Origin of the sequence: Acidipropionibacterium timonense, from assembly GCF_900605005.1 — a bacterium.
Classification (GTDB): domain Bacteria; phylum Actinomycetota; class Actinomycetes; order Propionibacteriales; family Propionibacteriaceae; genus Cutibacterium; species Cutibacterium timonense.
In genome coordinates, this window is sequence record NZ_LR027558.1 from 745,065 (window position 1) to 771,177 (window position 26,113).

At 70.0% G+C, this 26,113-nt stretch carries 21 protein-coding genes; 11 read left to right on the forward strand and 10 right to left on the reverse strand.

Annotated features, from left to right (window positions below):
* Nucleotides 1-73: 73 nt before the first annotated feature.
* From E0E30_RS13245 to E0E30_RS03600, 3 genes are all read right to left on the reverse strand, one after another.
* The gene (locus E0E30_RS13245; RefSeq protein WP_167853871.1) at nt 74-676 is read right to left on the reverse strand and encodes a hypothetical protein; all 603 of its coding nucleotides are present in this window, start codon (nt 674-676) and stop codon (nt 74-76) included.
* A gap of 460 nt (nt 677-1,136) precedes the next feature.
* The gene (locus tag E0E30_RS13730; protein WP_167853872.1) at nt 1,137-3,041 is read right to left on the reverse strand and encodes an RCC1 domain-containing protein; all 1,905 of its coding nucleotides are present in this window, start codon (nt 3,039-3,041) and stop codon (nt 1,137-1,139) included.
* 470 nt (nt 3,042-3,511) lie between these two features.
* Nucleotides 3,512-4,399 (reverse strand): hypothetical protein, encoded by an 888-nt coding sequence (locus tag E0E30_RS03600; protein ID WP_130865131.1) that lies wholly within the window; start codon nt 4,397-4,399, stop codon nt 3,512-3,514.
* Nucleotides 4,400-4,514: 115 nt separating this feature from the next.
* Here E0E30_RS03600 and E0E30_RS03605 point away from each other — a divergent pair, with 115 nt between their 5' ends.
* Both E0E30_RS03605 and E0E30_RS03610 read left to right on the forward strand, forming a co-directional pair.
* Nucleotides 4,515-5,672: a sensor histidine kinase gene (locus E0E30_RS03605; protein ID WP_167853873.1), complete on the forward strand. Its 1,158-nt coding sequence runs from the start codon at nt 4,515-4,517 to the stop codon at nt 5,670-5,672.
* The gene (locus E0E30_RS03610) at nt 5,660-6,322 is read left to right on the forward strand and encodes a response regulator (RefSeq protein ID WP_210115765.1); all 663 of its coding nucleotides are present in this window, start codon (nt 5,660-5,662) and stop codon (nt 6,320-6,322) included. The genes E0E30_RS03605 and E0E30_RS03610 overlap by 13 nt, the downstream gene beginning before the upstream one ends.
* Nucleotides 6,323-6,483: 161 nt before the next feature.
* Here E0E30_RS03610 and E0E30_RS03615 read toward each other — a convergent pair whose 3' ends face one another.
* The 4 genes from E0E30_RS03615 to E0E30_RS03630 form a co-directional block, all read right to left on the reverse strand.
* The gene (locus tag E0E30_RS03615) at nt 6,484-7,959 is read right to left on the reverse strand and encodes an alkaline phosphatase PhoX (protein WP_130865133.1); all 1,476 of its coding nucleotides are present in this window, start codon (nt 7,957-7,959) and stop codon (nt 6,484-6,486) included.
* 310 nt (nt 7,960-8,269) lie between these two features.
* Nucleotides 8,270-9,283, reverse strand: coding sequence for a sensor histidine kinase (locus tag E0E30_RS03620; RefSeq protein WP_130865134.1), 1,014 nt, complete (start codon nt 9,281-9,283; stop codon nt 8,270-8,272).
* Nucleotides 9,280-9,966 (reverse strand): response regulator transcription factor, encoded by a 687-nt coding sequence (locus tag E0E30_RS03625; protein ID WP_245306487.1) that lies wholly within the window; start codon nt 9,964-9,966, stop codon nt 9,280-9,282. The genes E0E30_RS03620 and E0E30_RS03625 overlap by 4 nt, the downstream gene beginning before the upstream one ends.
* A 55-nt stretch (nt 9,967-10,021) precedes the next feature.
* Entirely contained in the window at nt 10,022-11,680 is a 1,659-nt protein-coding gene (locus tag E0E30_RS03630) for a cytochrome c biogenesis protein DipZ (RefSeq protein WP_130865136.1), read from the reverse strand.
* A gap of 25 nt (nt 11,681-11,705) precedes the next feature.
* Here E0E30_RS03630 and E0E30_RS03635 point away from each other — a divergent pair, with 25 nt between their 5' ends.
* The 5 genes from E0E30_RS03635 to E0E30_RS03655 all read left to right on the forward strand — a co-directional run bounded on the left by E0E30_RS03635 (nt 11,706) and on the right by E0E30_RS03655 (nt 16,464).
* Complete coding sequence (locus E0E30_RS03635) at nt 11,706-12,065, forward strand: hypothetical protein (RefSeq protein ID WP_130865137.1); 360 nt, start codon at nt 11,706-11,708, stop codon at nt 12,063-12,065.
* 200 nt (nt 12,066-12,265) lie between these two features.
* Entirely contained in the window at nt 12,266-13,033 is a 768-nt protein-coding gene (gene thiM / locus E0E30_RS03640; RefSeq protein ID WP_130866719.1) for a hydroxyethylthiazole kinase, read from the forward strand.
* Nucleotides 13,020-13,682: a thiamine phosphate synthase gene (gene thiE, locus E0E30_RS03645; protein ID WP_130865138.1), complete on the forward strand. Its 663-nt coding sequence runs from the start codon at nt 13,020-13,022 to the stop codon at nt 13,680-13,682. The genes thiM and thiE overlap by 14 nt, the downstream gene beginning before the upstream one ends.
* A 111-nt stretch (nt 13,683-13,793) precedes the next feature.
* Nucleotides 13,794-14,756, forward strand: coding sequence for an L-lactate dehydrogenase (locus tag E0E30_RS03650; RefSeq protein WP_411913987.1), 963 nt, complete (start codon nt 13,794-13,796; stop codon nt 14,754-14,756).
* A gap of 1 nt (nt 14,757) precedes the next feature.
* Nucleotides 14,758-16,464, forward strand: coding sequence for an NAD-dependent malic enzyme (locus E0E30_RS03655; protein ID WP_130865140.1), 1,707 nt, complete (start codon nt 14,758-14,760; stop codon nt 16,462-16,464).
* A gap of 42 nt (nt 16,465-16,506) precedes the next feature.
* Here E0E30_RS03655 and E0E30_RS03660 read toward each other — a convergent pair whose 3' ends face one another.
* Nucleotides 16,507-17,055, reverse strand: coding sequence for a hypothetical protein (locus E0E30_RS03660; RefSeq protein ID WP_130865141.1), 549 nt, complete (start codon nt 17,053-17,055; stop codon nt 16,507-16,509).
* 102 nt (nt 17,056-17,157) lie between these two features.
* Here E0E30_RS03660 and E0E30_RS03665 point away from each other — a divergent pair, with 102 nt between their 5' ends.
* Nucleotides 17,158-18,171 carry a DUF4192 domain-containing protein gene (locus tag E0E30_RS03665; protein WP_130865142.1) on the forward strand — a complete coding sequence of 338 codons (1,014 nt, stop codon included), beginning with the start codon at nt 17,158-17,160 and terminating at the stop codon, nt 18,169-18,171.
* Between the two features lie 26 nt (nt 18,172-18,197).
* Here E0E30_RS03665 and E0E30_RS03670 read toward each other — a convergent pair whose 3' ends face one another.
* Nucleotides 18,198-18,932: a VIT1/CCC1 transporter family protein gene (locus E0E30_RS03670; protein WP_210115766.1), complete on the reverse strand. Its 735-nt coding sequence runs from the start codon at nt 18,930-18,932 to the stop codon at nt 18,198-18,200.
* 138 nt (nt 18,933-19,070) lie between these two features.
* Here E0E30_RS03670 and leuS point away from each other — a divergent pair, with 138 nt between their 5' ends.
* From leuS to E0E30_RS03685, 3 genes are all read left to right on the forward strand, one after another.
* Complete coding sequence (gene leuS / locus E0E30_RS03675) at nt 19,071-21,542, forward strand: leucine--tRNA ligase (protein WP_130866720.1); 2,472 nt, start codon at nt 19,071-19,073, stop codon at nt 21,540-21,542.
* Nucleotides 21,543-21,651: 109 nt separating this feature from the next.
* Nucleotides 21,652-22,500: a helix-hairpin-helix domain-containing protein gene (locus tag E0E30_RS03680; protein ID WP_130865144.1), complete on the forward strand. Its 849-nt coding sequence runs from the start codon at nt 21,652-21,654 to the stop codon at nt 22,498-22,500.
* A 19-nt stretch (nt 22,501-22,519) separates the two neighbouring features.
* Nucleotides 22,520-24,796 (forward strand): ComEC/Rec2 family competence protein, encoded by a 2,277-nt coding sequence (locus E0E30_RS03685; protein WP_130866721.1) that lies wholly within the window; start codon nt 22,520-22,522, stop codon nt 24,794-24,796.
* Here E0E30_RS03685 and E0E30_RS03690 read toward each other — a convergent pair.
* Nucleotides 24,761-25,945, reverse strand: coding sequence for a hypothetical protein (locus E0E30_RS03690; protein ID WP_130865145.1), 1,185 nt, complete (start codon nt 25,943-25,945; stop codon nt 24,761-24,763). The two genes, E0E30_RS03685 and E0E30_RS03690, sit on opposite strands and share 36 nt — an antisense overlap.
* Between the last annotated feature and the right edge of the window lie 168 nt (nt 25,946-26,113).

The window sequence follows — 26,113 nt, forward strand, 5'->3', positions numbered from 1 at the left end:
GTCGGAAAAGTATCTGCGAGAGCATGCGGTTGCATGCACGCGGTGAGCAGCATGCCCGCGATAGAGATCCGTGTCAGGCGGGACATGACTTGACCTGCTTCCACAGAAAAGTCCGTTGTGTTGCGCTGCCACTCTTGGCGACTCGGTATGTTGTCGTCGCCTTGATCAGTCGTCCGTGACCCTCGTGGCCGTCATCCCATGTGGTTCGGATGGAGCGCCAGTCCTCGCACGACACTAGGGTGATCTCCCCGGGCCTTGTCGATTGACTTGGCACGGCGCGCACTGACACGATCCGATACCTGCCTGACTTCCACGTGCTGCCGAGATCCCAGATCTTGTGAAGCAGCTCGTCGTAGCCCTTCAATGCCGCTCCCTCGGCGTAATCGGTGATGATGGTGGGCACCTTCTCGCCGGGCTGGAGCCCGCCTTGTTTCTCGAGTTGGTAGACGTTCTCCGTGAGGGTCCGGTATGTCTTCTCGGCGGCAGCGACATCCGCCGAAGTAGGCGTCGGAGTAGGCGTACCGGAACGAGTGGGGCCGGGGGTGGCCGTGGCCGTCCTGCTGGGGGTCGGCGTCGTGAGGGGTCGGGGGTCGCCTTCGGCCCCGGTGGCGGCGCATCCGGCGCACAGGGCGAGGCCGACGACAGTGGCGGCGACTCTCGAGGTGACTGCGGGCATGGTGCTCTCCTGTCGGCGATGGTCGAGGTGGGCTCCGTCGCCTCGTTTGTATCCGGCGGTCGTGGCGTGTCGGCAGGGTTGGGGCGGATTGTTCGCCGAACCGTCGTCTGGGTGTCGGCTGTGCGACACCTTGGTTGCGGTATCGCAGAGAGCTGAGTCCCGGGGGCACCGGACAGCGCCATGGAAGCCCGTTGCGCCGACGGTCGGCCCGGTGTGATTCCGATGTCGGCGGCACGGTGTCGGCGGGCGTCACGGCGCAGGGACGGCCCCGCCAGAGGCGAGGCCGTCCCCGTGGTGGTGGCCGATGGGTCAGCGAACCGCAGTGCCGAGTGCCATCACGGACTGCAGATGTCCGTCGGCTCCGGTGTGCGGCAGGACCCCGGGGCGCCGTGCTGGTCCGGTGGCCGAGCCGGCTGGTATCGGGGCCGGTGTCGTCATCGAGGTGGGCGAGTGGGTCGGATCACCGGTGGGTGTCGTGGCGGTGGTCGGGGTCGGGACCTCGCCCGGGGTCGGCGTGATCGTCGGCGTCGGCGTGATCGCCCGGGGTCGGCGTGCCGGTGGGCTCGGCGGAGCTGGTCGGCGTCGGCGTCACCGCCGCACCGGCCATCCTGAGACGAGTCGTTGCGACGTTGGCCGCATCATCGAAATTGACGGCCTTGACCTCGATCATCGACCCGGGAGCGGCGTCCTTGGGCACGGTGAACGTGTAGTGGCCGACGGTGTCGAAGGGTCCCGTGAAGGAGGTGTGGACGTAGGTGCCATCCACGTAAATTCGCGCCTTGCCCTTGCCCTTCGTCAATCCCCCCACGGTGATCTCGTAGGACTGTCCGGCCTCGACGACGGATGCGCTCGAGGCGATCGAGATCGCCGGTGTCGTGGGCGAGGCCGAGGGCCGCGTCGAGGTCGGGTCACCCGTCGGCTTGGGGGCTGAGGGCGACGTCCTGCTCGGTGAGGGAGCGGCCGGAGTCGTCGCAGGCGGCGTCACGGCGCCGTCGGCGAAGGTGTATGCCTGTGTGAGCACCAGTGGCTTGGGCTGGCGGATGCCATTGAGCGCGTACTCGATCCGCACGTCGACGGTGCCGGCGTCATGGTGCGGCGTGACGACCTGACACTGGCCCTTGCCCTGGGCGGTGGGGCGGGTATGCTGGGTGCCGAAGTAGACGTCCTCGACCGTGACGGTGGCCTCCTTCGGCATGGTGACCTCGTGCACCTTGGCTCGGGCACGGCCGCGATTGTCACCGAAGACGCCGAAGACCGACATGTCCTCGTTGCCCCAGGTGTAGGCCCGCCCCGTGGTCGACATGGCGACGGTGTGGAAGGTGCCGCTGGACACCTTGGAGAACATCACACCCTTGATCGCGGGGTCGACGAGCTTGGTGGGGATCGGATTGCCCTCTCTCCACGTGTAGATGTCGCCGTCGACGCTGATGCCGGTCGAGCTCTTGTACCCGGCCGACACCGAGGAGAACCTCACGGCGGTCGCGGCTTTGGTCAGGGGTGCGGACGTCGAGGTCGACCCTGTCCCGAGCTGGCCTTGGTCATTGATTCCCCAGCCGTACAGGGAGCCGTCCGAGGCCAGGGCGAGCGTGTGGTCAGCTCCTGCGGAGACGGACCGGAAGGACGGGGCCGTCGCCGGCGTCGTCACGGCGGAGGGGCGGAGCACCTTCTCGCTGCTGTCGGCGGTTGACAGGCGGCCCTTGGTGTTGCGTCCCCAAGCGTAGAGCTTGCCCTCGGAGGTCACCGCGGCGGAGTGTTCCTTGCCCGCGTCGGCATTGATGAAGCGCAGACCGGGGGCCTCGACGGCTTCGAAGTGGGAATGGCTCTGAGGGCAGTCGAAGGCCGAACCGGTGACCCCGGGAGGTGGCGTCTCGCACCCGATGCCCAACTGTCCGTAGGTGTTCCGGCCCCAGGCCACGAGATGACCCTCGACATTGCGCACCAGGGAGAAGTCGTCTCCAGCCGAGATGTCAGCGGGGTTGGGCCAGCCCTCGTCCAGATCGAGCTCGACCTGGATGGCGGACGCCGTCCTCTCCGTGATCTGATCGCCCAGGCTCATCGACCTGATGGACTTGGTGCCGACATTGACCATGGGACCCTGCATGGTGCCCCATGCCATGAGGCTTCCAGAGGTGTCCAGGGCGAGCGAGTGATGGGCGCCCGCAGCGACCGACGTGTAGACGGCCTTGATGCCTTGCGGGTAGTCGGGGGTGATGAGCGCGGGCAGGGTCGCGGTGGGGACCGCGGGGGACAATCCGCTGGCCTGTCCGCCCTGGAGATTGACATTGCTTCCCCAGGCGTAGACACGACCGTCCGTGCCGAGGGCGAGGGGGTGCTGGTCTCCCGCAGCGATGTCCGTGAAGCTCACCGGGGTGGTGCTGGGTAGGGACAGAGTGATCTGCCGGCCACCAGCGGTGGGTCCGGAGACCGAGGAGATCGTGGCCTTCAACGGCTCCGAGGAGCCGGGGGGCGGCATCGGCCCTGCTCGCGCTGGTGGCCCCCAAGGGGGCCGCCAGGGCTGTGCACAGGGAGGCGGTCAGTGCCAGAGCACGTCTGGAGAGTGACATGTCCATCCTTTGTTGATAATGAGAATCGCTCTCGGATGGTAGTGGATCATGCCTCCCCATTGACATCGCAGGTCACCACGGATGAGCGGACCACCCGGGGTCCCGCCAGTCGTCCGACCTGTGGCTCAAGTCCCGTGGCTGCCGCGCGTCCTGCGCGCGGAGGCCCCGGGATCTGCCCGTGGCATCATCTCGGGGCCATCACCGGACGGCCGAGGGGATGGTCCCGCCGAAGCCGAGACCATCCCCATCGCGGTGCGGAGCCATCCGCCGATCACTTCCTCCGGTGGTCGAACCGGATGCCCTCCTTCGTCGCGGTGGCCGTCGAGTCGTACTCGCCATCGGTGAACTTCATGGTCCACGGATCGGTCGTCGACTCGCTGATGACGTCGATCCGGGCCCCGTGGAGATGGTCACGGTAGAACGCGATGAGGACGTCGACCGGGTAGCCGGTGATGAGGAAGGAGGACCCGGTGGGGTCATCCTTGAGATCGCGGATGTTCCCGGACGCGGGGAACGGGAAGGGCTGCGGGACGTTCTGGATGTTGACCGCCGAGCGGTAGACGACGTCGATGGCCTGGGCCTTCTCCTCCGCCGTGCCGGTCGAGGCCGCGCCCGAGGCGCTCGGGCTGGGCTGGGCCCCCTCGGAGGACCCGTCCTTGTCGAGGTCGGACGGGCTGCCCATGACCCACTGGGTGATCGTCGTGTCGCCGGCCCAGGTGACCGACGGGGCATAGGCGTCGGTGCTGTAGACGTCCGCCAGGGCGAAGTGCTGGACCGTCTTGAAACCGGCCTGGCTGATGGCGTCGCGGAACGTCTTCTGCCACTCGGTCGACGTCTTGTCGAAGGTGACGTTGCCGCCCTGCGGCGTCGTCTGGGCCATGAGGACGGTGGCCGGGGGCACCTTGATGGGCGGGTAGTGGAAGGTCTGTCCGTCCATGGTGAGGGTGGGGGCCTCCTGGCCGGACTGTCCGGAACCCGCCGGCTGGATGCTCTGGCTCGCCGAGGCCGAGCTCGTGGTCCGGGTGGCGGTCGACTGGGCGGAGCTGGCCACGGGGGCGGCCGGGACGGCGGAGTTCCCACAGGCGGCGAGGCCGATGGTGAGTGCGGTGGCCGAGATCATGGCGATGGCGGCCTGTCGTGGGCGGGAGATGATGCTCATGGAAGGTCCTTTCGCCTGGTGGTGACTCCATCCTGTCGAGGCAATACGCCGTCGTCATGACGGAAATCCTGTTGTCGGCAGAATGGTGGACGGCCGGGTGCGCAAGAATGATGGCATGCAGCCAGCTCACCGAGCGCACACTCCGCTCAGCCTGCTGAGGGCAGCAGTGACCGTCGTCGCGGTGGCCCAGGCGGCATCATGGCCACTGGCCCGGGTGTCGGCCCCCGACACGGGGCTCCGGTCGACCCCGATGGGGGTGGCGGCGTGGGCTCTGGGAGCCGCCGGCCTGGGCCTCGGTGTCCTGTTCGTGTGGCGCGGACGGCCGGCCGTGCCGGTCCTCGTGGGTCTGGCCGGTCTGGCCGGTGTGCTCGTCCTGGCCGGTGGGCTGCTCACCGAGGCCGGACACGGCGCCTCGTACGCCCATCCGACCTTCGCCTGCAGCGTCGGAACGGTCATGTGCCTGGCCGTCCTCGTCGACCTCACTCCGTGGCGATCCGTGATGGGGGTCGCCGTGGCCTATCTGGTCGGCGCCTGGCGCACCGTGGCCCTGGGGGCTCCTGCGCTCAGTGCCGTGAGCACCGAGGTGGCCACCCTGGTCGTCGTCCCGCTGGGAGCCCATGTCCTGGCGCGCATCGCCCGCCGGGCGGAGTCCGGTCAACAGGAGACCGCCCGTCAGCTGGAGTCGGCCGAACGAGGGCTCCGTGCCCTCGAGGAGCGAGAGCGCGAGCGGGCTCGCCAGTACCGCACCCTTCACGACACCGTCCTGTCGACGCTGAGCGCCCTGGCTCGCGGGACCGTCGACCCGGCGCAGCCCGAGATCCGCCGGCGCCTCGTCGCCGAGTCGGATTATCTGCGAGGGCTCATCGCGACGTCGACGTCGACAGCCGGAATGCAGTTCGTCGGACGTCTTGCGGCGATCACTCGCGAACAGTCTCCGACGGGACTTCGGGTCCATCCACACATATCCGGTGTCCCTGATGTTCTCCCGGAAGACGTGGTTGAGGCTGTTTCCGGTGGTGTCTGGGAGGCTCTCAACAATGTCGTCAAGCATTCCGGGAAGCTCGAGGCCTGGGTGACCATCGTGGGTACCGAGAAGGGTGGCGTGAGCGTCACCATCGCCGACCGTGGGTGTGGATTCGACCCGGGCGCGGCGCGCCGCGGACTCGGCGTCGACCAGTCGATCAGCGCGAGGATGAAGGAGGCCGGTGGGGTGGCCCATGTCGACAGCCTCGTCGGGGAGGGGACGACCGTGGAACTGGAATGGCCCGCATGATCACCCTGTGCGCCATCGACGACGACCGGATGCTCCTCGAGGGCATGCGCGCCTGGCTCGCCGGTCGCCAGGACGTGCGCCTCATCGAGATCTTCACGTGCCTGCCGGACTACGTCCGATGGGCGGCCGACGGTCGCGAGCTGCCGGACGTCGTCCTGCTCGACCTCAACCTGTGCGACCGGTCCCGTCCGGCCGACAACGTGCGTCGGGTCCTGTCCACCGGCCCGGCGGTGCTCGTGGTCTCGACCATCCCCGACAGCGATGCCGTCCTCGAGACGATCGAGGCCGGGGCATCGGGCTACCTCACCAAGGACCAGGACCTCGACGTCCTCTGCGACGCCATCACCGAGGTCGCCGCCGGCCGCTCGGTCGTCTCACCCGAGCTGGCCTTCGTCATCAGCCGGGACGATCGCCCCACCCGGCCGCAGCTGTCGCCCCAGGAGGTCGCTGTTCTCACCGCCTACGCCTCGGGGGCGACGATGGCCGCAGCGGCGCGCCGGGCCGGCGTCGCGTACGGGACGGCGCGGGAGTACCTGGAGCGGGTCAAGCGCAAGTACTCCGAGGTGGGGCGTCCGACCTACACCAAGCTCGACCTGGCCAACCGGGTGCGCGAGGACCGGCTGGAACTGCGCGGACTGGACGAGTCCTGAGCCTGGGTGCGGGGGCGCGCCCTCCGAGCGCAGTCTCGGAGGGCGACCATGTCAGGAAAAACCCCTGTGCGCGCGTTTCCTCCCCTCGAGGGGAACAAATCGTCGCTCAGGGGATTTTCCTGACGCTCACCTCCGACGACCGACGTCGCAGGCGGTGAGGGTCACTTCATGCGACCGTTGCTGGTGAGGTACTTCTTGAACGGTCCGGTGATGGCGTAGGTGCAGTCGGACTGCACCGAGGCGAAGAGGATGTCCCCGCGCCTGGTGAATGCCGGCCCCGCCCACTCGCCGCGGTCCGCGAGGTCGCGGGCGAATTCCTGCGAACCCGACCTCGGGGTCCACGAGATGAGGGAGCAGGGATTGTCGCCGTCCTCGCACATCATGACCGTGCCGAAGGGCGACACCGTGATGTTGTCGGGTCCGTTGAACTGCTTGATGGCCTCGGTGTCGTCGCCCGGGACGATGGCACCCAAGGAGTTCCCGGCCGGGAAGTACTCCTTCATGGTGAGGGTCTGGGCCTTGAAGTCGTAATACATGATCATGCCCCAGTCCTCGTCGATGCCGTACTTGGCGGCGTCCTTGGCATCGACATAGGACAGCGTGAAGAACAGACCCTTGCCATCGCTCCAGCAGCCCTCGACCTTGTGATGGACGGTGGCTCCCGGGAACTGCTTGCGCAGATCCGACCTCTGAGCCTGGCGGTCGGCGCCTCCATCGACCCACCGCACCGGGTAGGCCTTGCCGAGATCGTCGGCGGTGAGCTCGCCGTAGTGGCGCAGGGCGATGCCGTTCCTCACGAGCTGGGCCGCCTGGAGGACACCATCGTTCTCGTCGAACTGACGGGCGATGTATGGCTTGATGACGGTGCCGTGAGGAGCGGTCCACCGGTAGAAGAGGCCGTCGGCGGCGTCCTCGGTGAGGTAGGCCGACTTACGATCGGGGCCGATGGAGGCTCCCTCGAACACCGCGCGACCCCAGGCCTTGATCGGCATCGGGCACTGCTTGGCGACGACATCGGGGAAGACCTCGAAGATGTACCCGTGGTCCTGCTGGAGGGTGGACGTCTCACCCTTGGCATTCTTGACGGTGGCACCGGCGCGTGAGGTGTCCTCCTCGCACGACAGCCAGGACCCCCACGGCGTCTCGCCGCCGGCGCAGTTGCGAATGCAGCCGGACAGGCCGACCCACTGCTGGATGAAACGGCCCGAGCGGTTGAGTTCGACGACGGTGACGCCGCCCATGCCCGTCGCGCAGCCGGCGTCGTAGACCGTGCCGTCGACGAGCGGGACGGTGTGGTCGACGTCGGCGCGATTCTCGTGGTTGCGCACCAGACGGATCGAGTTGCCGACCTCGAAGCAGCCGGTGCCGTCCAATGTGGATGGGGTGGCTCCGACCCTGGCGCCGTAGCGATCGGCCAAGAGGGGCTCGACGCCGACCGTGCTGATCCGGGACGCGGTGAAGCCGGCCGGAAGGGCCAACTGGCCGTCATCGACGATTGAGGTGAGGTTGCCGAAGGGGGCAGCGCCCTTGTGGGGATGGACCTTGCGGCCGGCCTGTGCGGGCAGGACGTCGATGGCGGCGACGGCAACGGCGGCGAGGCCGGCACCGAGGAGCGAGCGTCGGGACAGGTGGGTCATGATGGTCTCCTGGTGAGGGGAACGGTGTGGTTGCCAGTTCAACAGGCAGACATCGATTACCGGTGCGAATCCGGTGAACGTCTTGTGAACGTTGTGCGGAACTCCTGCTCCTGTCGTTGCGGCAGGTCGAGGAGCACGGCCGGGGGCGATCCACGGCGAGGTGTCACGCCGCGACAGGATCAGGAAAATCCCCTGTGCGGGCGTTTCCTCCCCTCGAGGGGAACAAGTCGTCGCTCAGGGGATTTTCCTGACGCTCACCTCCGACGACCGCTGTCGCACCCCCCGGCGGCCCGGGGCCATACCCCTCATCTCAGGGCGAGTCCGGGCCCCTGCCGGCCCCCACGGGGATCCGCAGAGTCATGATGCAGCCGCCATCGGCTCGCGCTACCTCGATCGACCCGCCATGGGCCTGAGCGATGGTGCGGACGATGGGCAGCCCCAACCCCGAACCGGTCGCCGCTCCGGGCGTGCGGGCAGCGTCGCCTCGCCACCCGGCGTCGAACATGTGGGACAGGTCGTCGTCCGACAGACCCTGGCACGAGTCGCGCACCGCGACCCGAACCTCATCCCCCGACTCCACGACCACCTCGACCGTCCCGCCGGCGCGGCTGTACTGGATGGCGTTGACGACGAGGTTCTGGACGGCGCGGGTGAGCAGGCCGGCATCCCCGACCACCTCGCACGGCCCGGACGGCTCGGCCCCGCGCAGGCTCACCCTCCGCGATTCGGCGAGCGGGGTGAGCGCCCCGATGAGGTCGGAGACGAGGTCGGCCACGGACACCTCGTCGGCGGCCACCGGCTGGCTCCCGGCCTGTAGACCGGCCAACGACATGATGTCCTCGACCATGCTGCTGGTCCGGTCCGCCTCGGCTCGAATCGACCGGCAGTAGGCCTGCGGGTCCCTGGCGACGCCGTCCTCCATGGCCTCGGCCATGGCCCGGATCCCGGCCAGGGGGGTGCGCAGGTCATGGGACAGCCAGGTGATGAGTTCCCGCCTGGCCCCCTCGACCTCGCGCAGCCGCCGCTCGTCGGCCAGTCGGGCCGCGGCCTCGGCGCTCATCCTCGTGGCCCGCACCGACACGAGGATCCCGACGAGCAGGGCCGCGGGCGCGGTCGCGGCGACGAGCAGCAGCGCCACCCGGACGCTGCCGACGAGCATGTAGTGCACCCCGACCCCGAGCCCGACGGCCATGGCGACGACGACCGAGACCGGGCTGAGGATCGCCGCCCAACGCATGGACCTGCGCGAGACGCGCAGGGTCACCAGGGTGACCGCGACGCCGACGCCGAGGGTGGCCAGGACGGCCCACAGGAGGCCGTTCATCGGGCCGGCTCCCATCGGTAGCCGTGACCCCACACGGTGACCAGACGGGTCGGGTGGGCCGGGTCGGACTCCACCTTCCCCCGCAGCCGCCGTACGTGGACGGTGACGGTCGAGGCGTCCCCGTACTCCCAGCCCCACACCGCTCCCATGAGCTCCTCGCGGGAGAAGACCTTGTCGGGATGTCCCACCAGGTGTGCCAGGAGGTCGAACTCGCGCAGGGTGAGGCCCAGCTCCACCCCGGCCAGCGTGGCCTTGCGGGCGGTGAGGTCGACGACGAGGTCGGCGTCACTGAGGATGTCGCGCCCGGCCGTGGGCTCCTCGCTCGGCGCCGCCGCCCGACGGAGCACCGACTGGACCCGCAGCACGAGTTCGCGCGGGCTGAACGGTTTGGTGAGGTAGTCGTCGGCCCCCATCTCGAGGCCGAGGATCCGGTCGGTCTGCGATCCCTTCGCGCTGAGCATGACGACCGGCGTCGACAGACCCTGGGCGCGCATCCGGCGGAAGACCTCCAGACCGTCGAGACGGGGGAGCATGAGGTCGAGGACGACGAGGTCGGCCGCCGCGGCCAGCTCGAGCCCGGTCAGGCCGTCCCCGGCCTCGGTGACTTCGTGGCCGGCCGCGGTGAGGTAGTCCGACACGACGCCACGGACGGTGGGGTCGTCATCGACGACGAGAATGCGCACCGCTCCACCATAGGGCGACCCGTCCGCCCCTGCGGGCCCGTCGGACCGTGCAGGCTCATCCGAAGGTGAAGGCATGGGCGCTCACTCCGGCGTCGACGGTGAGGATGACCTGGGTTCCGGCGGTGGCTCGTGACAGGTGGGCGATCCGGTACATCCGGTCGCCGTCGAGGGTGATGACGCCGTCCTTGACGTCGGCGCCGCCCGGCGCCGTGCCGTCGGTGGTGCTCACCCGAACCTTCTGCCCGGGCCGTCCCGCCAGGACGAGGAACATGTCGTGCCCCCGGAAGTCGTACTCGATGCGTGCCCCGTCGGCCTTGGCGATGATGGACTCCGGCCCGATCTGCCAGGTGCCCGACAGCGCCCAGGTGTCGGGGGAGAGACGCCCGGCGGTGGTGAAGGTGCGTGTTCCCGACAGCTCCGGGGTCCCGACATACCCCATGGCGCGGGCCGAACCGAGATACGTCTCCGGGGACGTCGGGGCGTCGTCACCCTGCGTCGTCCCGGCGCTCGCGACGGCGCTCGCGTGACCGGAGGGATGACCCAGCAGCTCGCGAATCCTCTCCTCGGTCTGCTCGTACTCCCCCTCGCCGAAGTGGGTGTAGCGGATGACCCCGTCCCGGTCGATGAGGTACTTGGCCGGCCAGTACTGGTTGTGGTAGGCGTTCCAGGTGCGGAAGTTGTTGTCGAGGGCCACCGGGTAGGCGATCCCGGCGTCCTTGACGGCCTTGCGGACGTTGTCGGGCACCTTCTCGAAGGAGAACTCGGGGGCGTGGACGCCGATGATCTCCAGTCCCTGGTCGTGGTACGCCTTGTACCAGGAGTTGAGGTACGGCTGGGTCCGCACGCAGTTGACGCACGAATAGGTCCAGAAGTCGACGAGGACGACCTTGCCGCGCAGGGACGACATCGTCAGCGGTGCCGAGTTGATCCACCCCGTGATGCCGGTGAGTTCGGGTGCCGTGTGATGGGTCGGCTCGGCGGCGGAGTCGGAGTTGAGGGCCTTGCGCTCCAGGCTCGTCGTGATGCCCGGGGCGTGGTCGGCCGTCCACGCCTGGAAGCGTCGGTCGGCTCCGGTGGCGACGAGCAGGCCGACGATGATGAAGCACACCGCGATGGCCCGTTGGAACCAGCCGCGGGGGTCGGCGAGCCAACGGATCCGGTCGACCAGATGCCGTCCCAGCAGCGAGACGGCCAGGAGTGCCGCCGCCAGACCGACGCAGTAGAGCCCGAGGTAGACCATGCCGGCCACCCTGTCGGCCGGCAGGACGGTCGCGATGACCCAGGCATAGGTCGGGCTGCACGAACTGAACACCGGCCCCAGGGCAGCGCCGGTGAGCAGGGCACGGGCCGTGTCGTTGCGCGCCCGACCCGAGGCGTCGAGGAGGGCGTGGGACCGGCGGTCCAGGCCGGTCCACGTCGCCACCCGGCTCCACGCGGACGGGAAGAGCATGCTCAGTCCGAGCAGAACGACGATGACCCCGGAGGCGATGCTCCACACGCGCGGGTCGACGTGGACCAGGAGGGTCGAGGCCTTGAGGAGCAGGCTGAACGCGACGAGGCTCACGACGAGGCTGCCGGCGATGAGCCAGGGACGACGCCGACCGCCCCCCGCCCCCAGGCTGCCACCGACGATGATCGGCAGGAACGGCAGCACGCAGGGGGCCAGGACGGTGAGGACGCCGGCCACCAGGGACAGGAGGGCGGTCAGGAGCATCGGTCAGCCCTTCGAGGTGGACGACATGGCGGGCGAGCTCATGGCGCCCGACGGTGCCATGGCCGAGGAGGACATGGCGGACGAACTCATGCCGTCCGAGGGCTTCATCATGGCCGATGACATGGCGCTGGAGGGTGACATCGCACCCGAGGCCATGGCCGACGAACTCATCGCGTCCGACGGGGTCATCATGGCCGAGCTCGACATCATGGCCGAGGGACTCCCGGACATCCCGGGGTCCGAGGTCTTGTCACCGCACCCGGCCAGGCCGAGGGTCGTCGTCAGGGCTGCTGCTGCGGCCAGTGCCGCGAATCTCTTGTTCATGACACCACCGTGCCGGTGCGCCCATGACGGCGACGAGGGTGAAGTCCTTACGAAACGGTGACGTCGCTAGAGTGTGTCGAAGACGCGGGAGCCCCCGTCACGGAGTCCGACACTCCGGGTCCGACCACGGACCGTCCAGGGGCTGAGAGGGTGCCATGGGGCACCGACCGCCTGAACCTGTCCGGGTCATGCCGGCGAAGGGAGAACATCGTGACCGTTGACGCGCCCATCCACGACCAGGTGGCCAGGGCGGTGGCCGCCATGAGGCAGGCCAACCCCCTCACCCAGTGCCTCACCAACATCGTCGTGGCGAACTTCACGGCGAACGTCCTCCTGTCGGCAGGGGCATCCCCGGCCATGGTCGACAACGCCCGGGAATCGCACCTCTTCGCCCAGGTGACCGGGGGAGTGCTCGTCAACACGGGGACGCCGTATCCCGAGACCGCCGAGGCCATGGTGCTGGCAGCGGGCGCCGCGGCGTCCGCCGGGACCCCGTGGGTGCTCGACCCGGTCGCCTGCACCCTGCCCTGGCGCGGCCAGATCGCGCGGGACGCCCTCGCCGCCGGGCATCCGGCGATCATCCGTGGCAACGCCTCCGAGATCATGGCCCTGGCCGGGATCGGGGAGGGGGGACGCGGCACCGACGCCGTCGACACGACCGAGTCCGCTTTGCCGGGGGCCCGTGACCTGGCCCGGACCCACCGGTGCACCGTCGCCGTCTCGGGCCCGATCGACCGGATCACCGACGGCGACCGCGTCGCCACGGTGAGCGCCGGACACGAGTGGATGACCCTCGTCACCGGTGTCGGCTGCTCCCTCGGTGCGCTCATGGCCGCCTTCGCCGCCGTCGAGGCCGACCGTCTCGTCGCCGCCACGGCCGCCACCGCGATGCTCTGCGTCGCCGCGGACCGGGCCGCCCTGCGCACGGTCGCCCCGGGTTCGTTCGCCACCGCCCTGCTCGACGAGCTGTACCTGGTGGCCCCGGACGAGGTCGCCGACCGGGGAGGGATCGACCGTGTCCAGGCCTGATCTCGACCTGTCGGTCTACCTCGTCACCGACACCGGCCAGTGCGGTGGGCCCGACGCCGTCGTCGAGACCGTGCGCCGGGCCGCCGGGGCCGGCGTCACCCTGGTCCAGCTGCGCGACCACGACCTGTCCGACGAGGACTTCGTGACCCTGGGGCGTCGGCTCGTCGAGGTGCTCGCGGGCACCGGGGTGCCGCTGCTCGTCGACGACCGGGTGCACCTCGTCGCCCCCATCGGTGCTCAGGGAGCGCACGTGGGCCAGTCCGACCTGGGGATCGTCGAGGCCCGTGCCGTGCTCGGCCCCGACGCCGTCCTCGGCCTGTCGGCGCAGAGCCCCGAGCACGTCGCCGCAGCCCTGGCTGCCGGGCCCGACGTCGTCGACTACCTCGGGGTGGGCGCCCTCCACGAGACCGGGACCAAGCCGGAGGCCGGTGACCTGGGCCTGGCCCGGGTCGCCGAGGTCACCGCGGTGAGCCCGTGGCCGGTGTGCGCCATCGGTGGGGTCAAGGCAGTCGACGCCGATGACCTCGTCCGCGTGGGGTGCGACGGGATGAGCGTCGTCTCGGCCATCTGTGGCCAACCCGACGTCGCCGCGGCGACGAGGGAACTCGTCGAGGCCTGGGACCGGGCCCAGCGGCGAGCACGCAGCTGAGCCGTACCGAATCGGGTCCCGGGGCGACCCGGCCGGGTCGTCCCGGGTGACGTCGACCCAGTTGGGTCGCGCCCCGACCTGTGTCAGGGCCCGACTTCTATGATGAGGACCATGACCACCAGCGAAGTGACACGTCGAGCCTCCAAGATCTCCGTCATCGGTGCCGGCAGCGTCGGCAGCTCCCTGGCCTACGCCTGTCTCATCCGTGGGTCCGCCGACATCGTCTGTCTGTACGACATCGCCAAGGACAAGGTCGAGGCCGAGGTGCTCGACCTGGCGCACGGGACGCAGTTCACCCCGGCGTCGGTCATGGGCGGGGCCGACATCAAGGACACCGCCGACTCGGACATCGTGTTCATCACCGCCGGAGCCAAGCAGAAGCCGGGTCAGACGCGACTCGACCTGGCCGGCGTCAACGCGAACATCCTCCGCTCGCTCATGCCGCAGCTGCTCGAGCAGTCGCCGAATGCGCTGTACGTCCTCGTCACCAACCCCTGCGACGTCCTCACCGTCGTCGCCCAGGAGATCTCCGGGCTGCCGGCCAGCCGGGTCTTCGCGACCGGCACCATGCTCGACACCTCGCGACTGCGGTGGCTCATCCGCCAGTGGGCCAACGTCTCCCAGCGCAACGTCCACGCGACGATCGTCGGGGAGCACGGCGACTCGGAGTTCCCGCTGTGGTCGAGCGCCCAGATCGCCGGCGTGCCGATCCGCGACTGGAAGGTCGACGGGGAGCTCGTCTTCACCGACGAGGTGCTCGACGACCTGGCCCACGAGGCCGCCTTCGCCGCCTACAAGATCATCGAGGGCAAGGGGGCGACGAACTACGCCATCGGCTTGACCGGGGCTCGGCTGGCCGAGTCCCTGCTCGACGCGGGCCGCTCCATCCTGCCCCTGTCGAGCGTCCTCGACGACGTCCACGGGGTGTCCGGGGTCGCCCTGTCCATGCCCTGCCTCGTCTCCCGCGACGGGATCGAGCGGGTGGTGCCGGTTCCCATGAGTGACGACGAGATCACCAAGCTCCACGAGTCCGCCGAGCGGCTCCGTGACACGGTCAACAGTCTGGGCCGGTGAGATGAGCGATTCGTTCGAGTTCGTCGACACCCCCGAGGGTGAGGTCGTGCGCATCGGAGCCCGCGGCTCCGAGGTGCTCTCCAACCCCCTCATCAACCGGGGCACCGCGTTCACCGCGGAGGAACGACGCGCCCTGGGGCTGTCCGGGCTCATGCCGTCCGGCGTCATGGACATGAGCGACCAGCTCAAGCGGGTGTATGCGCAGTACTGCACCCAGCCCGACCCGCTGAGCAAGTACCTCTACCTCAACACCATGCACGACCGGAACGAGGTGCTGTACTTCCGGCTGCTCTCGGAGCACATCGAGGAGATGCTGCCGATCGTCTACACCCCGACGATCGGGCAGGCGATCCAGGAGTACAGCCACTGGTACCACCGCCCGCGCGGCGTCTACCTGTCCATCGACGACCCCGACGGCATCGAGTCGGCCCTCACCTCGATGGGTCACGGGCCCGACGACGTCGACCTCATCGTCGCCACCGACTCCGAGGGAATCCTCGGCATCGGCGACCAGGGCGTCGGTGGGGTGGCCATCACCGTCGGCAAGCTCGCCGTCTACACGGCCGCTGCCGGCATCCACCCGCATCGCGTCCTCCCAGTCGTCCTTGACGTCGGCACCGACAACCTCGATCTGCTCAACGACGAGGGCTATCTCGGGGTGCGTCACGCCCGGGTGCGTGGGCAGCGGTACGACGACTTCATCGACCGTTACGTCGAGACCGCCACGAGGCTGTTCCCGCACGCCATGCTGCACTGGGAGGACTTCGGCGCCTCCAACGCCATGCGCATCCTCCACAAGTACCGCGAGGAGCACTGCACCTTCAACGACGACATCCAGGGCACCGCGGCCGTCGTCCTGGCCGCCTTGGTGAGCGCCGTCAAGGCCTCCGGCACCCGGCTCACCGACCACAGGATCGTCGTCCACGGAGCCGGGTCGGCCGGTATCGGCATCGCCAACCTCACCTTGCGCCTCATGACCCAGATGGGCATCGACGAGCACGAGGCGCGAACCCATTTCTGGGGCCTGGGGTCGCGTGGTCTGCTGCGGGAGGGCCTGCGGATGCGCGACTTCCAGGAGCCCTACGCCCGGCCGGCCGGCGAGTTGGCCGGCTGGAAGCTCGACGTCCCGGGTCGGTACGGACTGGCCGACGTCGTCCGCAACGTCAGGCCCACCATCCTCATCGGGTGCTCGGCGCAGTCGGGGGCCTTCGACGAGCGGATCGTCCGGATGATGGCGGGCGACTGCGAGCGGCCCATCATCATGCCGCTGTCGAACCCGACGTCGAAGGCGGAGGCGCTGCCGAGCGACATCCTCGAGTGGACCGACGGGAGGGCCCTCATCGCCACCGGATCCCCGTTCGAGCCGGTGCCGTACCACGGTGTCACGTACCACATCGCCCAGGCCAACAACGCCCTCATCTTCCCGGGGGTGGGGCTGGGAGTCATCGCCTCACGGGCCCGTCTCGTCTCGCAGGGGATGATCGCCGCGGCCGCCCAGGCCCTCTCGAGTGTCGACATGTCCCGGGAGCGCGGCGCGTCGGTCCTGCCGGACATCGACCAGCTGAGGCCGATCTCGGCCCGGGTGGCCATCGCCGTGGCCCAGGCCGCGGCGGATGAGGGCCTGGCGCAGGTCGAGCTGGGCAATCCGGTGCAGACGATCTTCGACACCATGTGGCGTCCGGTGTACCCGCGGATCGAGGTCGTCTGATCGAGCCCGGGACGGCAGACGTGCCCGGGGTGTCCGCTCGGCTCAGGCGGGGACCTCGAGGGCGGTGACCGGGTCACGGTCGTCGGCCAGGGTGAGGACGAGGGTCGCTGCGGTGTGCGGCGAGATGATCGTCACCGTGCCATGGACGGTCCGTCCTGCCTCGATGGTGCCGGTGGACATGTCGTCGGCCGCTCCGGGAGTGGGTCGGTGCACGGCTGCCGTGTCGTTCTCCATGAGGAAGAAGGAGTAGTCCGAGAGCGTGCCCTCGGTCACCCGGATCGTCATGGAGACGACGACCTGGCCTCCCTGCCAGTTCGTGCCGGTGATGGTCCACACGCCCTTGGCGTCACCCGAGCTCGTCTGGAAGGGCACCGAGTTCGACGTCGCCACGGCCGTGGGCACCCGGACGGGCGAGGTCGTCGGTGCACCGGTCGCGGACGGTGTCGGGGTGGTCGAGGCGATGTCGGGGGTCCGGGCCAGACGCCACCCTGCGACGAGAACAGCCCCGACGACGATGACGGCGGCGACGACGAGGAGCCAGCCGGATCGGTGCCGAGGCGGCCGGTACTGGCTGATGTCGGGGTGGCTCATGCCCCTCAGCCTACGTGGGTTGTCCACAGGGGCCCGGACGATCCCGTCCACAGCTGGGCGGTCGGGTGCCGGATTTCGCCGGACGCCCCGATAACTGTGGTCATGAGGAACACCACACATTCTCCCCTGCACATCCGCTCCGTCGACGACGTCATCACCGTGCTGCCCCATCTGCTCGGCTTCCGACCCACCGACAGCCTCGTCGTCATGATCGTCGGCCCCCGGACCTGTCCGGCGGCCGGGCTCGTCGCCCGCATGGACCTGCCCGCCATGGCCTCCCCGGAGGGCTTCCGGGCCGGTGTCGGGTCCCTCGAGGCGTGTCATCCGGGGACCGACCTGCTCTTCGTCGTCTTCACCGACGACATCCCCACCGGACAGCAGGTGCTCCGGGAAGGGTTGTCGTCGTTGAGGTGCTCGCGGGTGCTCGACGCCGTCGTCACCGACGGCAGCTCGTGGTGGGGGATCGACGAGGAGGAGGGGCACCCGGTGGTCGACGACGGCCGCGCAGCCGCCGAGGCCATCTACCGTGGCCTGTCGGTGCTGCCGGACCGGGCCGCCCTGGCACGCACGGTCGCCGGTCCCGGACCAGAACCCCGCCCCGAGGACGCCGAGCTCTTCGACGAGTCCTGGCGGATGCTCCGCGAGATGACTCTGCCCGACTTGTTCGACCTGGCCGACACCTTGCTCGCGGCCCCGACGATGGAGGAGGACGAGCCCGGTCCGCACCCGGCGGGGATCGATGCCCTGACGGCGGTGCACCTGGCCCGCATGCTCGAACTGCCGATGATCCAGATCGCCCTGTGGCAGGGCACCGAACGTGCCGACGCCCGCCGACTGGTCGACCTGTGGAAGCAGGTGCTGCACCACTGCCCCGACCACCTCGCCGGCCCGGTCCTCGGCCTCTGTGGGCTGGCGGCGTGGCTGTGCGGGGACGGGGCGACGACCTCGGTCTGCCTCGAGCGCGGCGGCGAACTGGAGTGCATCGACGCCCTGTTGCTGGGGGCGCTCGACGTCGTCCACCGGTCGATGCTGCCGCCGGAGGCCTGGGACGCCCTCGAGCGTGACCCCTACGTCATCGTCGAGACCGCCCCGGTCGCCCGAGACGGGGCGGCGTGAGGAGGGTCGATCCGGCGGGGACGGGGTCAGACGTGCTGGCCGACGACCAGGCCCACGGCGTAGGTGACGCCCATGCCGAGGGCGCCGACGACGACGTTGCGGACCATGGGGCGCCACTTGGGCCCTCCTCCGGTGGCCGCCGAGCCGAATCCGGTGAGCAGCAGCCCGATCATCGTGGCGACGATCGTGGCGATGACGCGGGAGGAGCTCGGCGACAGCACCATGGCCAGCAGCGGGATGATGGCACCGACCGTGAACGCCGCCATCGAGGCGATGGCGGCATGCCACGGGTTGGTGAAGTCGTCCGGGTCGATGCCGAGCTCGGCCTCGGCGTGGGCACGCAGGGCATCGTGCTCGGTGAGCTCCCGCGCGACCTCACGGGCGGTGCCCTCGGACAGCCCCTTGGCCCGGTAGATGTCGACGAGCTCGGCGAACTCCGACTCGGGGTAGAGCCGCAGTTCGTCGGCCTCCACGGCCAACTCGGCCTGTTCGGTGTCCTTCTGTGAACTCACCGAGACGAACTCGCCACCGGCCATCGACAGCGCCCCGGCGACGACCCCGGCCAGGCCGGCGACGAGCAGCTGCCCGCGGGTCGCCGATGCGCCGGCGACGCCCATGACGAGGCCGGCGGTCGAGAGGATCCCGTCATTGGCGCCGAGGACCGCGGCGCGCAACCAGTTGAGTTTGGACGACAGGCTGCCTCCCGAGGCCGACTCGTTCGCCGGGTGGCCATCGGCGAGGGTGGGGGAGGGGTTCGTCATGACCGACATCTTCGTCGGTCGTTGAACGGTCCACAACGAAGGGAAGGGAATCCTCATCTGGTCACGTTGCTAGAGTTCGGCCTGTGTGCCGCCCGTCCTGGCGCGGCAGGACGTGGAGGAACAGCAGTGAGCGAGGCCGTGGACGCCGCGGGTCGTGGGTACGACGCCGCCCGGTCGCAGGAGAAATGGGCGAGGTTCTGGCAGGAGCACGAGACCTTCGCAGCCCTGGACGACGGGTCGAGGGAACGCCGCTACGTCCTCGACATGTTCGCCTACCCCTCGGGCGACCTCCACATGGGCCACGCCGAGGCCTTCGCCATCGGCGACGTCGTCGCGCGCTACTGGCGGCTCAAGGGCTTCGACGTGCTGCACCCGGTCGGCTGGGACTCCTTCGGTCTGCCGGCGGAGAACGCCGCCATCCGGCACGGCACCCATCCGGCCGAGTGGACCTACGCCAACATCGACACCCAGGCGGCTTCCTTCCGGCGCTACGGGATCTCCTTCGACTGGTCGCACCGTCTGCACACCTCCGACGAGGAGTACTACCGCTGGACCCAGTGGCTCTTCCTCCAGTTCTTCGCCAAGGGGTTGGCCTACCGCAAGGACTCCTGGGCCAACTGGTGCCCGAACGACCAGACGGTCCTGGCCAACGAGCAGGTCAAGGAGGGGCGCTGCGAGCGGTGCGGCGCCATCGTCACCAAGCGACAGCTCAACCAGTGGTACTTCAAGATCACCGACTACGCGCAGCGTCTGCTCGACGACATGGCGCAGATCGAGGGCAACTGGCCCGACCGCGTCCTCAACATGCAGCGCAACTGGATCGGCCGGTCCGAGGGGGCCTACGTCGACTTCGTCATCGACGGCCGGGAGGAGCCGGTGCGGGTCTTCACGACCCGTCCGGACACCCTCTTCGGGGCCACCTTCATGGTCGTCGCCCCCGACGCCCAGCTGGCCGACGAGATCGTCTCGGACGAGCAGCGTCCGGCCTTCGAGGAGTACCTCGAGCAGGTCAAGAAGCAGACCGAGATCGAGCGTCAGTCGACCGAGCACGTCAAGACCGGCGTCGACCTCGGTGTCCAGGCGACCAATCCGGTCAACGGGGAGAAGATCCCGGTGTGGGCCGCGGACTACGTCCTGTCCGAGTACGGCACCGGAGCCATCATGGCCGTTCCCGCCCACGACCAGCGCGACCTCGACTTCGCCCGCACCTACGGGCTCCCGGTCGTCCCGGTCATCGACACCGGTCAGGAGGATCCGCGCGAGTCCGGGGTGGCGACCGTCGGCGACGGCGCCTACGAGAACTCCGGTTTCCTCGACGGCATGACGACGAAGGCCGAGGCCATCTCGGCGATGTGCCGATTCCTCGACGAGCGGTCCATCGGCGAGCCGACGGTCACCTACCGGCTGCGCGACTGGCTGCTCAGTCGCCAGCGGTTCTGGGGCTGCCCCATCCCCATCGTCCACTGCCCGGCCTGCGGCGACGTCCCAGTGCCCGAGGACCAGCTCCCGGTGCGCCTTCCCGACCTGCGTGGAGCCGACCTGGCCCCCAAGGGCACCTCCCCGCTGGCCGGTGAGGAGGCCACGGCCTGGCGCGAGGTGCCCTGCCCCACCTGCGGCGGCCCGGCCGAGCGTGACACCGACACCATGGACACCTTCGTCGACTCCTCCTGGTACTTCCTGCGTTACTGCTCGCCGCACTACGCGGAGGGGCCCTTCGACCTCGACGCGGTGCGCCGCTGGATGCCGGTGTCGCAGTACGTCGGTGGTGTCGAGCACGCGACGATGCACCTGCTCTACTCGCGGTTTTTCACCAAGGTGCTGCACGACCTGGGGCTGGTCGACTTCGACGAGCCCTTCACCCGGCTCATGAACCAGGGCCAGGTCATCAACCAGGGCAAGGCCATGTCGAAGTCCCTGGGCAACGGCGTCGACCTGGGCAAGCAGATCGACGAGTTCGGGGTGGACGCCGTCCGCACCACCGTCATCTTCGCCGGCCCGCCCGAGGACGACATCGACTGGGCCGACGTCTCGCCCGGGGCGAGTCTCAAGTTCCTCCAGCGTGCCTGGCGGGTCGCCCACGACGTCGACAGCCCGGTCGACGCCGATGTCGCCAGCGGTGACGTCGCACTGCGGCGCACCACCCACCGGGCCATCGCCGAGGTGAGCGAGCTGCTCGAGTCGGGACGGTTCAACGTCATCGTCGCCCGCGCCATGGAGCTCGTCAACGCCACCCGCAAGGCCATCGACACCGGTTGCGGTGCGCAGGACCCGGCCGTGCGCGAGGCGGTGACCTTCACCGCCCAGGTCATGAGCCTCTTCGCCCCGTACGTGGCCGAGGACATGTGGGAGCTGCTCGGTCTGGAGCCCTCGGTGGCCAACTCCACCTGGCCGACGGCCGATCCGGCACTGCTCGTCGCCCAGGAGGTGACGATGGTCGTCCAGGTGAGCGGCAAGGTGCGCGCCAAGATCCAGGTCGACCCGCACATCGGCGAGGAGGAGGCCCGTGCGGCGGCCCTGGCCGATCCGAACGTCCAGCGGTTCCTCGACGGCAAGCAGATCGTCAAGGTCATCGCCAAGCTCCCGAGGATGATCTCGATCGTCGCCCGGTGAGACCCTGACGACAAGGCCCCTGTGGACAACCTCCACGGGGGCCTTGTGCGTTGTCCACAGATTCTCAACTGGGTGCCGGATTCGAGGCGGTTTTGACGACAACTGTCATGTGAGTGATGCCTTTCGAGACCGACTCGAGAACCTGCTGTCCCAATTGCCCGCCCGCGACGTGCCGCCCGACGATCCCGCTGGCCCCGAGGATGGTCGACGGCGCGTCCAGCCTGCCCATCTCACGGCCGTCGGAGTCGTCCTCGTGCTCGTCCTGGCCGTCGTCGGGGTCGGGCTCATGAGGTCGCGCCCCTCGACGGTGCCCGAGGCTCCCCAGCTCGTCGCGACGGGGACCCCGGCTCCAGCTGCCTCCACCGGCGACCCCAGCGGTGGCCGGCCAGCCGACCGGACCGACTCCTCGACGGCCGGTGCGTCCCGTCCGTCCGGGGCCCCGGAACCGCTCCCGGCGTCCGCCAGTCCCGCGGTGATTCGAGTCCACGTCATCGGCAGGGTGGCCCGGCCCGGTGTCCACGAGGTTCCGGTCGGGGCGCGGGTCGTCGACGCCGTGGACGCCGCGGGCGGGATGACGACCGGCGCCCACCCGGGCACCCTCAACCTGGCCCAGCCGGTCTGCGACGGATGCCAGGTCGTCATTCCGGCGGCCGGCAACGGGACGCTCGTGCCGCCGGCCGCAACGGGGTCCGCCGGTTCGGTCGCCGGCGCCGGAACACCCCAGTCGGCGGCCACTGGGTCCGGGTCGGCCGGTGCGGGACCCAGCGACCTCGTCGACCTCAACACCGCCAGCCAGTCCCAGCTCGAGGCCATCGACGGCGTCGGCCCGGTGATGGCCGGCCGTATCCTCGCCTGGCGGCAGCAACACGGGCGGTTCACCAAGGTCGACGAACTCCAGGAGATCGACGGCATCGGGCCCAAGACCTTCGCCCGGCTCAAGGACCATGTCCGCATCTGACGCTCGCCCCGACCTGCGTATGGTCCCGGTCGCACTGGCCTCGGTGGTCGTGGCGGCGGTGGCCACCGGCGGACACCGGGTGTGGACGGTCGGCCTCGTCGGCGCGTGCCTCCTCGTGGCGGTCGGCCTGCGTCGACGCCGATCCGTCGCCCTGACGCTTCTCGTCGCCGCGGTCGTCGCCACGGCCGGCGGCGCCCGGGAGTGGGCGATGCACGGAGTCGGGATCGCCCGACTCGCCGCCGACCGCGCGGTCGTCACGGCGAGGGTGGTCGTGACCGGAGAGTGCCGGGTGCTGGCGGCCCGAGGGTTCCGACCGGAACTCACCCTGCTGCCGGTGCGGACGGCCCGGGTGTCCGGCCGCGGAACGGTCATTCGGCAGTCGGCGCCGCTCATGGCCAGCTCGAGTGGTGGGCATGAGCTGTGCCAGGTGTCGGTGGGGCAGGTCGTCGACCTGTCGGGACGCCTGGCACCGAGCGAAGCCGACGATCCTCAGGCCGGACGGTTGACGGTGCGTGGGCCACCGCGGGTCGTCGCCGGACCGAATCACCTCGACCGAGGCGTCAATCGGGTGCGTCGGGCGCTCGTCGCAGCGGTGGCGCACGACCGGGCCGAGCAGCGCGCCCTCGTGCCCTCGCTCGTCGTGGGGGACACGTCAGCGGTGCCCGAGTCGGTCACCGAGGACTTCAAGGCCACCTCACTGACCCACCTCACGGCGGTCTCGGGGGCCAACCTCGCCTCGACGACGGCGCTGCTGTGGTGGGTGGGGTCCTGGCTGGGCTGGCGGCGACCATGGTTGCAGGTCGTCTCGGTGCTCGGCGTCGTGGGGTTCGTCCTCGTGTGCCGGGCCGAGCCGTCGGTGGTGCGAGCTGCGGCGATGGGGCTGGTGACCCTGGCCGCCACCGGGGTGTCCTTCGACCGTTCGGCCGGGGTGCGAGCCCTGTGCGTCGCGGTGAGTGCGCTCATGCTCGTCGACCCGTGGCTGTCGCGATCGGTGGGGTTGTGGTTGTCGGTCAGTGCCACGGCCGGCATCCTGTGGTGGACACCGCCCTGGGCGCGTGCCATGTCCTGGGCGGGGGACGGCCCGGCGCGCGCCCTCGTCGTGCCGTGGGCGGCGCAGCTGGCGACCCAACCCGTCGTCACCTGGCTGTCCGGCTCGGTCTCGATGACCGGCCTGGTGGCGAACATGGTCGCTGCACCGTTCGTCGGTCCGGCGACGATCCTCGGCATGACGGCGGCCATCGCCGCGAGCCTGTGGACCCCCCTCGGGGTGCCGGCCGGATGGCTGGCCGGGTGGTGCGTCCAGCCGGTGCTGTGGATCGCCCACGCCGGTGCCCGGGCACCTGCCGGTCTGCTCACGTGGCCCGCCGGACCGCTGGGTCTGGTGGTGCTCGCCGGGATCTGCTTGGGGCTGGCCTGGATGACGCCGGCCGTCCTGTCGCGGCGATGGTCGACCCTCGTGGCGCTCGTGGTCGTCGTCGCGGCTGCGGTCGTGAGGATGCCGGTGCCGGGTTGGCCGGGGCCTTGGTCGGTCATCGTCTGCGACGTCGGGCAGGGCAGCGCCACACTCATCCGGGCCGGACCCCACTCGGCGGTCCTCGTCGACACCGGGCCCGAGCCGGGGCCGCTGCGCACGTGCCTGTCCGACGCCGGCGTCCGGGAGTTGCCGCTCGTCGTCCTCAGTCATTACCACGCCGACCACATCGGCGGCCTCGACGCCGTCCTGGGGCTGCGCACGACGCATCTGGTGCTCGTCTCCGACCTCGACTCACCGGCGCACGAGGCACGACGGATCGCAGCCCGGGGACGCGCCGCCGGTGCCGTCGTCCGCCATGTCGCCCCCGGGGAGGTGCTCCGGGTGGGAGAGGCGAGGGTGGAGGTCGTCGACTCGCCGCTGGTCGGCGTCGAGGAGGAGGGCAACGGCGAGTCGAGCACCGAGAACAACTCCTCGGTGCTCGTGCGGGCCACGAGCGGCTCGGTGAAGGCCCTCGTCACCGGGGACATCGAACCGCTCGGTCAGCAGTCGGCCCATCGACGTCACCCGGATCTGGCGGCCGACCTCATCGTCATGCCCCACCACGGGTCCTCCCGTCAGGACCGGGAGTTCTGGGCGGCCACCGGGGCACGTCTGGCCATCTCCTCGGCCGGGATCGACAACCCGTACGGGCATCCCGCCCCCAAGGCGCTGCGGCTGGCCGCCGAGCTGTCGATGACGGTCCACCGCACCGACCGGGAGGGCTCGCTGTCGGTGGGGCGGGGCGCGTCAGGCCTGGTCGTCCGGGGCGCCGGACGCCGATGAGCTCGGTTCCTCGGCCGACGGGGCCGTCGCGGTGGGCGGGGCCCCCGCAGGGGTGGCGGGGGTCGGCGCGTCACCCGAGACCTCGTCCTGCCCGGCGACTCGGGACGGGGCGGCATCCGTGGTCCGCTGCGAGCGCACGACGTGGTCGACCGCCGCCCCGAGCAGGGCCATGATCGCGATCGTCTGCACGAGGTTGTCGACGAGGGTGAGGTACGGGGCGATGGTCACCCGCGTCACCATGTCCTGCGGTCCGACGAGGGCGCGCAGGCCGTACGCGGTGGCCGCCGTGATCCGGTTGAGCAGGATGAACGTCAGGCAGAACAGCACCATCGGCACCAGGCCGGCGCTGGCGACACTGCGCAGGGCGTCCATGGTCGACCTGATCGGCGTCACGACCGGTTCGACGACGCGCGCTCCGATTCGGGTCACCGGGCGTGGGATGCGCTTGAGTCGGGCATCGGCCTGCTCGGGGGTGAGGAAGGGAGGGGTCTTGCGGAGTTGTTCGCCGTACACGGCTGCGCCGATGGCCAGCCACGACACCGGGACGATGACGACCGCACCCAGATCACCGAGCATCGACCCGATCCACTCGATCGTCGAGGTCACCGGGCTCGCCACCTCGCCGAGCCGGTGCCACCAGTCGATGACCCGAGCGATGGCGACCCGGCTCGTCACCCAGGCCCGCACCTGGGCGATCTTCGCGGCGAAGGTCACCGACAGGGTGATCATCCACAGGGCCTCGAGGTAGCCGGCCAGCGACGCCCAGCCGGCGTTGCGCCTGCCGAGCTGGAGCCCGGCGATGACCTTGCGGGCCACCATGGCGATGACGACGATGGCGACGAGCTTCCATCCGGTCGCCAGCGCGGTGCGGTTCGGGTCGAGGTAGAGCTGGGTCATCGTCTCGTCGAGGATGACGTCGTGGACGAAGGCCTGGCCGTCGGCCTTGAGCAGACCCTGGGCGGCGTAGACGGCCAGGAAGGGGATGAGCACCTGGCTCGCCGCCTGGATGCGCGAGGAGAGGTTGCGGCCGCGGTCGGCCTCGGCGAAGGCGGGCAGGCTCGGTGTGATGACCCGCAGGATCGCCACCCACGACAGCAGGGTGGCGATGGGGCCACCGGCACGAGGAGCACTCCGAGGGTCGAGTTCCACGCGCTCACCGTGACCGCCGCCCACAGCACGGCCCCACGAACCGTCGCCCCGGCCAGGTAGAGGGCGAGCATCATCGGGAGATGGCGTCCCAGGACGACGAGGGCCTTGCCGACGACCAGGGCGAACCCGCCGAGCGCCTCACCGACGAGGGCTCCCGGGCCGGGCAGG

What these genes read in the sequence shown, in the direction of transcription:
- E0E30_RS13245 (WP_167853871.1), bottom strand. Translation starts at nt 676, where the DNA reads ATGCCCGCAGTCACCTCGAGAGTCGCCGCCACTGTCGTCGGCCTCGCC.
- E0E30_RS03600 (WP_130865131.1), bottom strand. Translation starts at nt 4,399, where the DNA reads ATGAGCATCATCTCCCGCCCACGACAGGCCGCCATCGCCATGATCTCG.
- E0E30_RS03605 (WP_167853873.1), top strand. Translation starts at nt 4,515, where the DNA reads ATGCAGCCAGCTCACCGAGCGCACACTCCGCTCAGCCTGCTGAGGGCA.
- E0E30_RS03610 (WP_210115765.1), top strand. Translation starts at nt 5,660, where the DNA reads ATGGCCCGCATGATCACCCTGTGCGCCATCGACGACGACCGGATGCTC.
- E0E30_RS03615 (WP_130865133.1), bottom strand. Translation starts at nt 7,959, where the DNA reads ATGACCCACCTGTCCCGACGCTCGCTCCTCGGTGCCGGCCTCGCCGCC.
- E0E30_RS03620 (WP_130865134.1), bottom strand. Translation starts at nt 9,283, where the DNA reads ATGAACGGCCTCCTGTGGGCCGTCCTGGCCACCCTCGGCGTCGGCGTC.
- E0E30_RS03630 (WP_130865136.1), bottom strand. Translation starts at nt 11,680, where the DNA reads ATGCTCCTGACCGCCCTCCTGTCCCTGGTGGCCGGCGTCCTCACCGTC.
- E0E30_RS03635 (WP_130865137.1), top strand. Translation starts at nt 11,706, where the DNA reads ATGGCGGGCGAGCTCATGGCGCCCGACGGTGCCATGGCCGAGGAGGAC.
- thiM (WP_130866719.1), top strand. Translation starts at nt 12,266, where the DNA reads ATGAGGCAGGCCAACCCCCTCACCCAGTGCCTCACCAACATCGTCGTG.
- E0E30_RS03650 (WP_411913987.1), top strand. Translation starts at nt 13,794, where the DNA reads ATGACCACCAGCGAAGTGACACGTCGAGCCTCCAAGATCTCCGTCATC.
- E0E30_RS03655 (WP_130865140.1), top strand. Translation starts at nt 14,758, where the DNA reads ATGAGCGATTCGTTCGAGTTCGTCGACACCCCCGAGGGTGAGGTCGTG.
- E0E30_RS03660 (WP_130865141.1), bottom strand. Translation starts at nt 17,055, where the DNA reads ATGAGCCACCCCGACATCAGCCAGTACCGGCCGCCTCGGCACCGATCC.
- E0E30_RS03665 (WP_130865142.1), top strand. Translation starts at nt 17,158, where the DNA reads ATGAGGAACACCACACATTCTCCCCTGCACATCCGCTCCGTCGACGAC.
- E0E30_RS03670 (WP_210115766.1), bottom strand. Translation starts at nt 18,932, where the DNA reads ATGACGAACCCCTCCCCCACCCTCGCCGATGGCCACCCGGCGAACGAG.
- E0E30_RS03685 (WP_130866721.1), top strand. Translation starts at nt 22,520, where the DNA reads ATGGTCCCGGTCGCACTGGCCTCGGTGGTCGTGGCGGCGGTGGCCACC.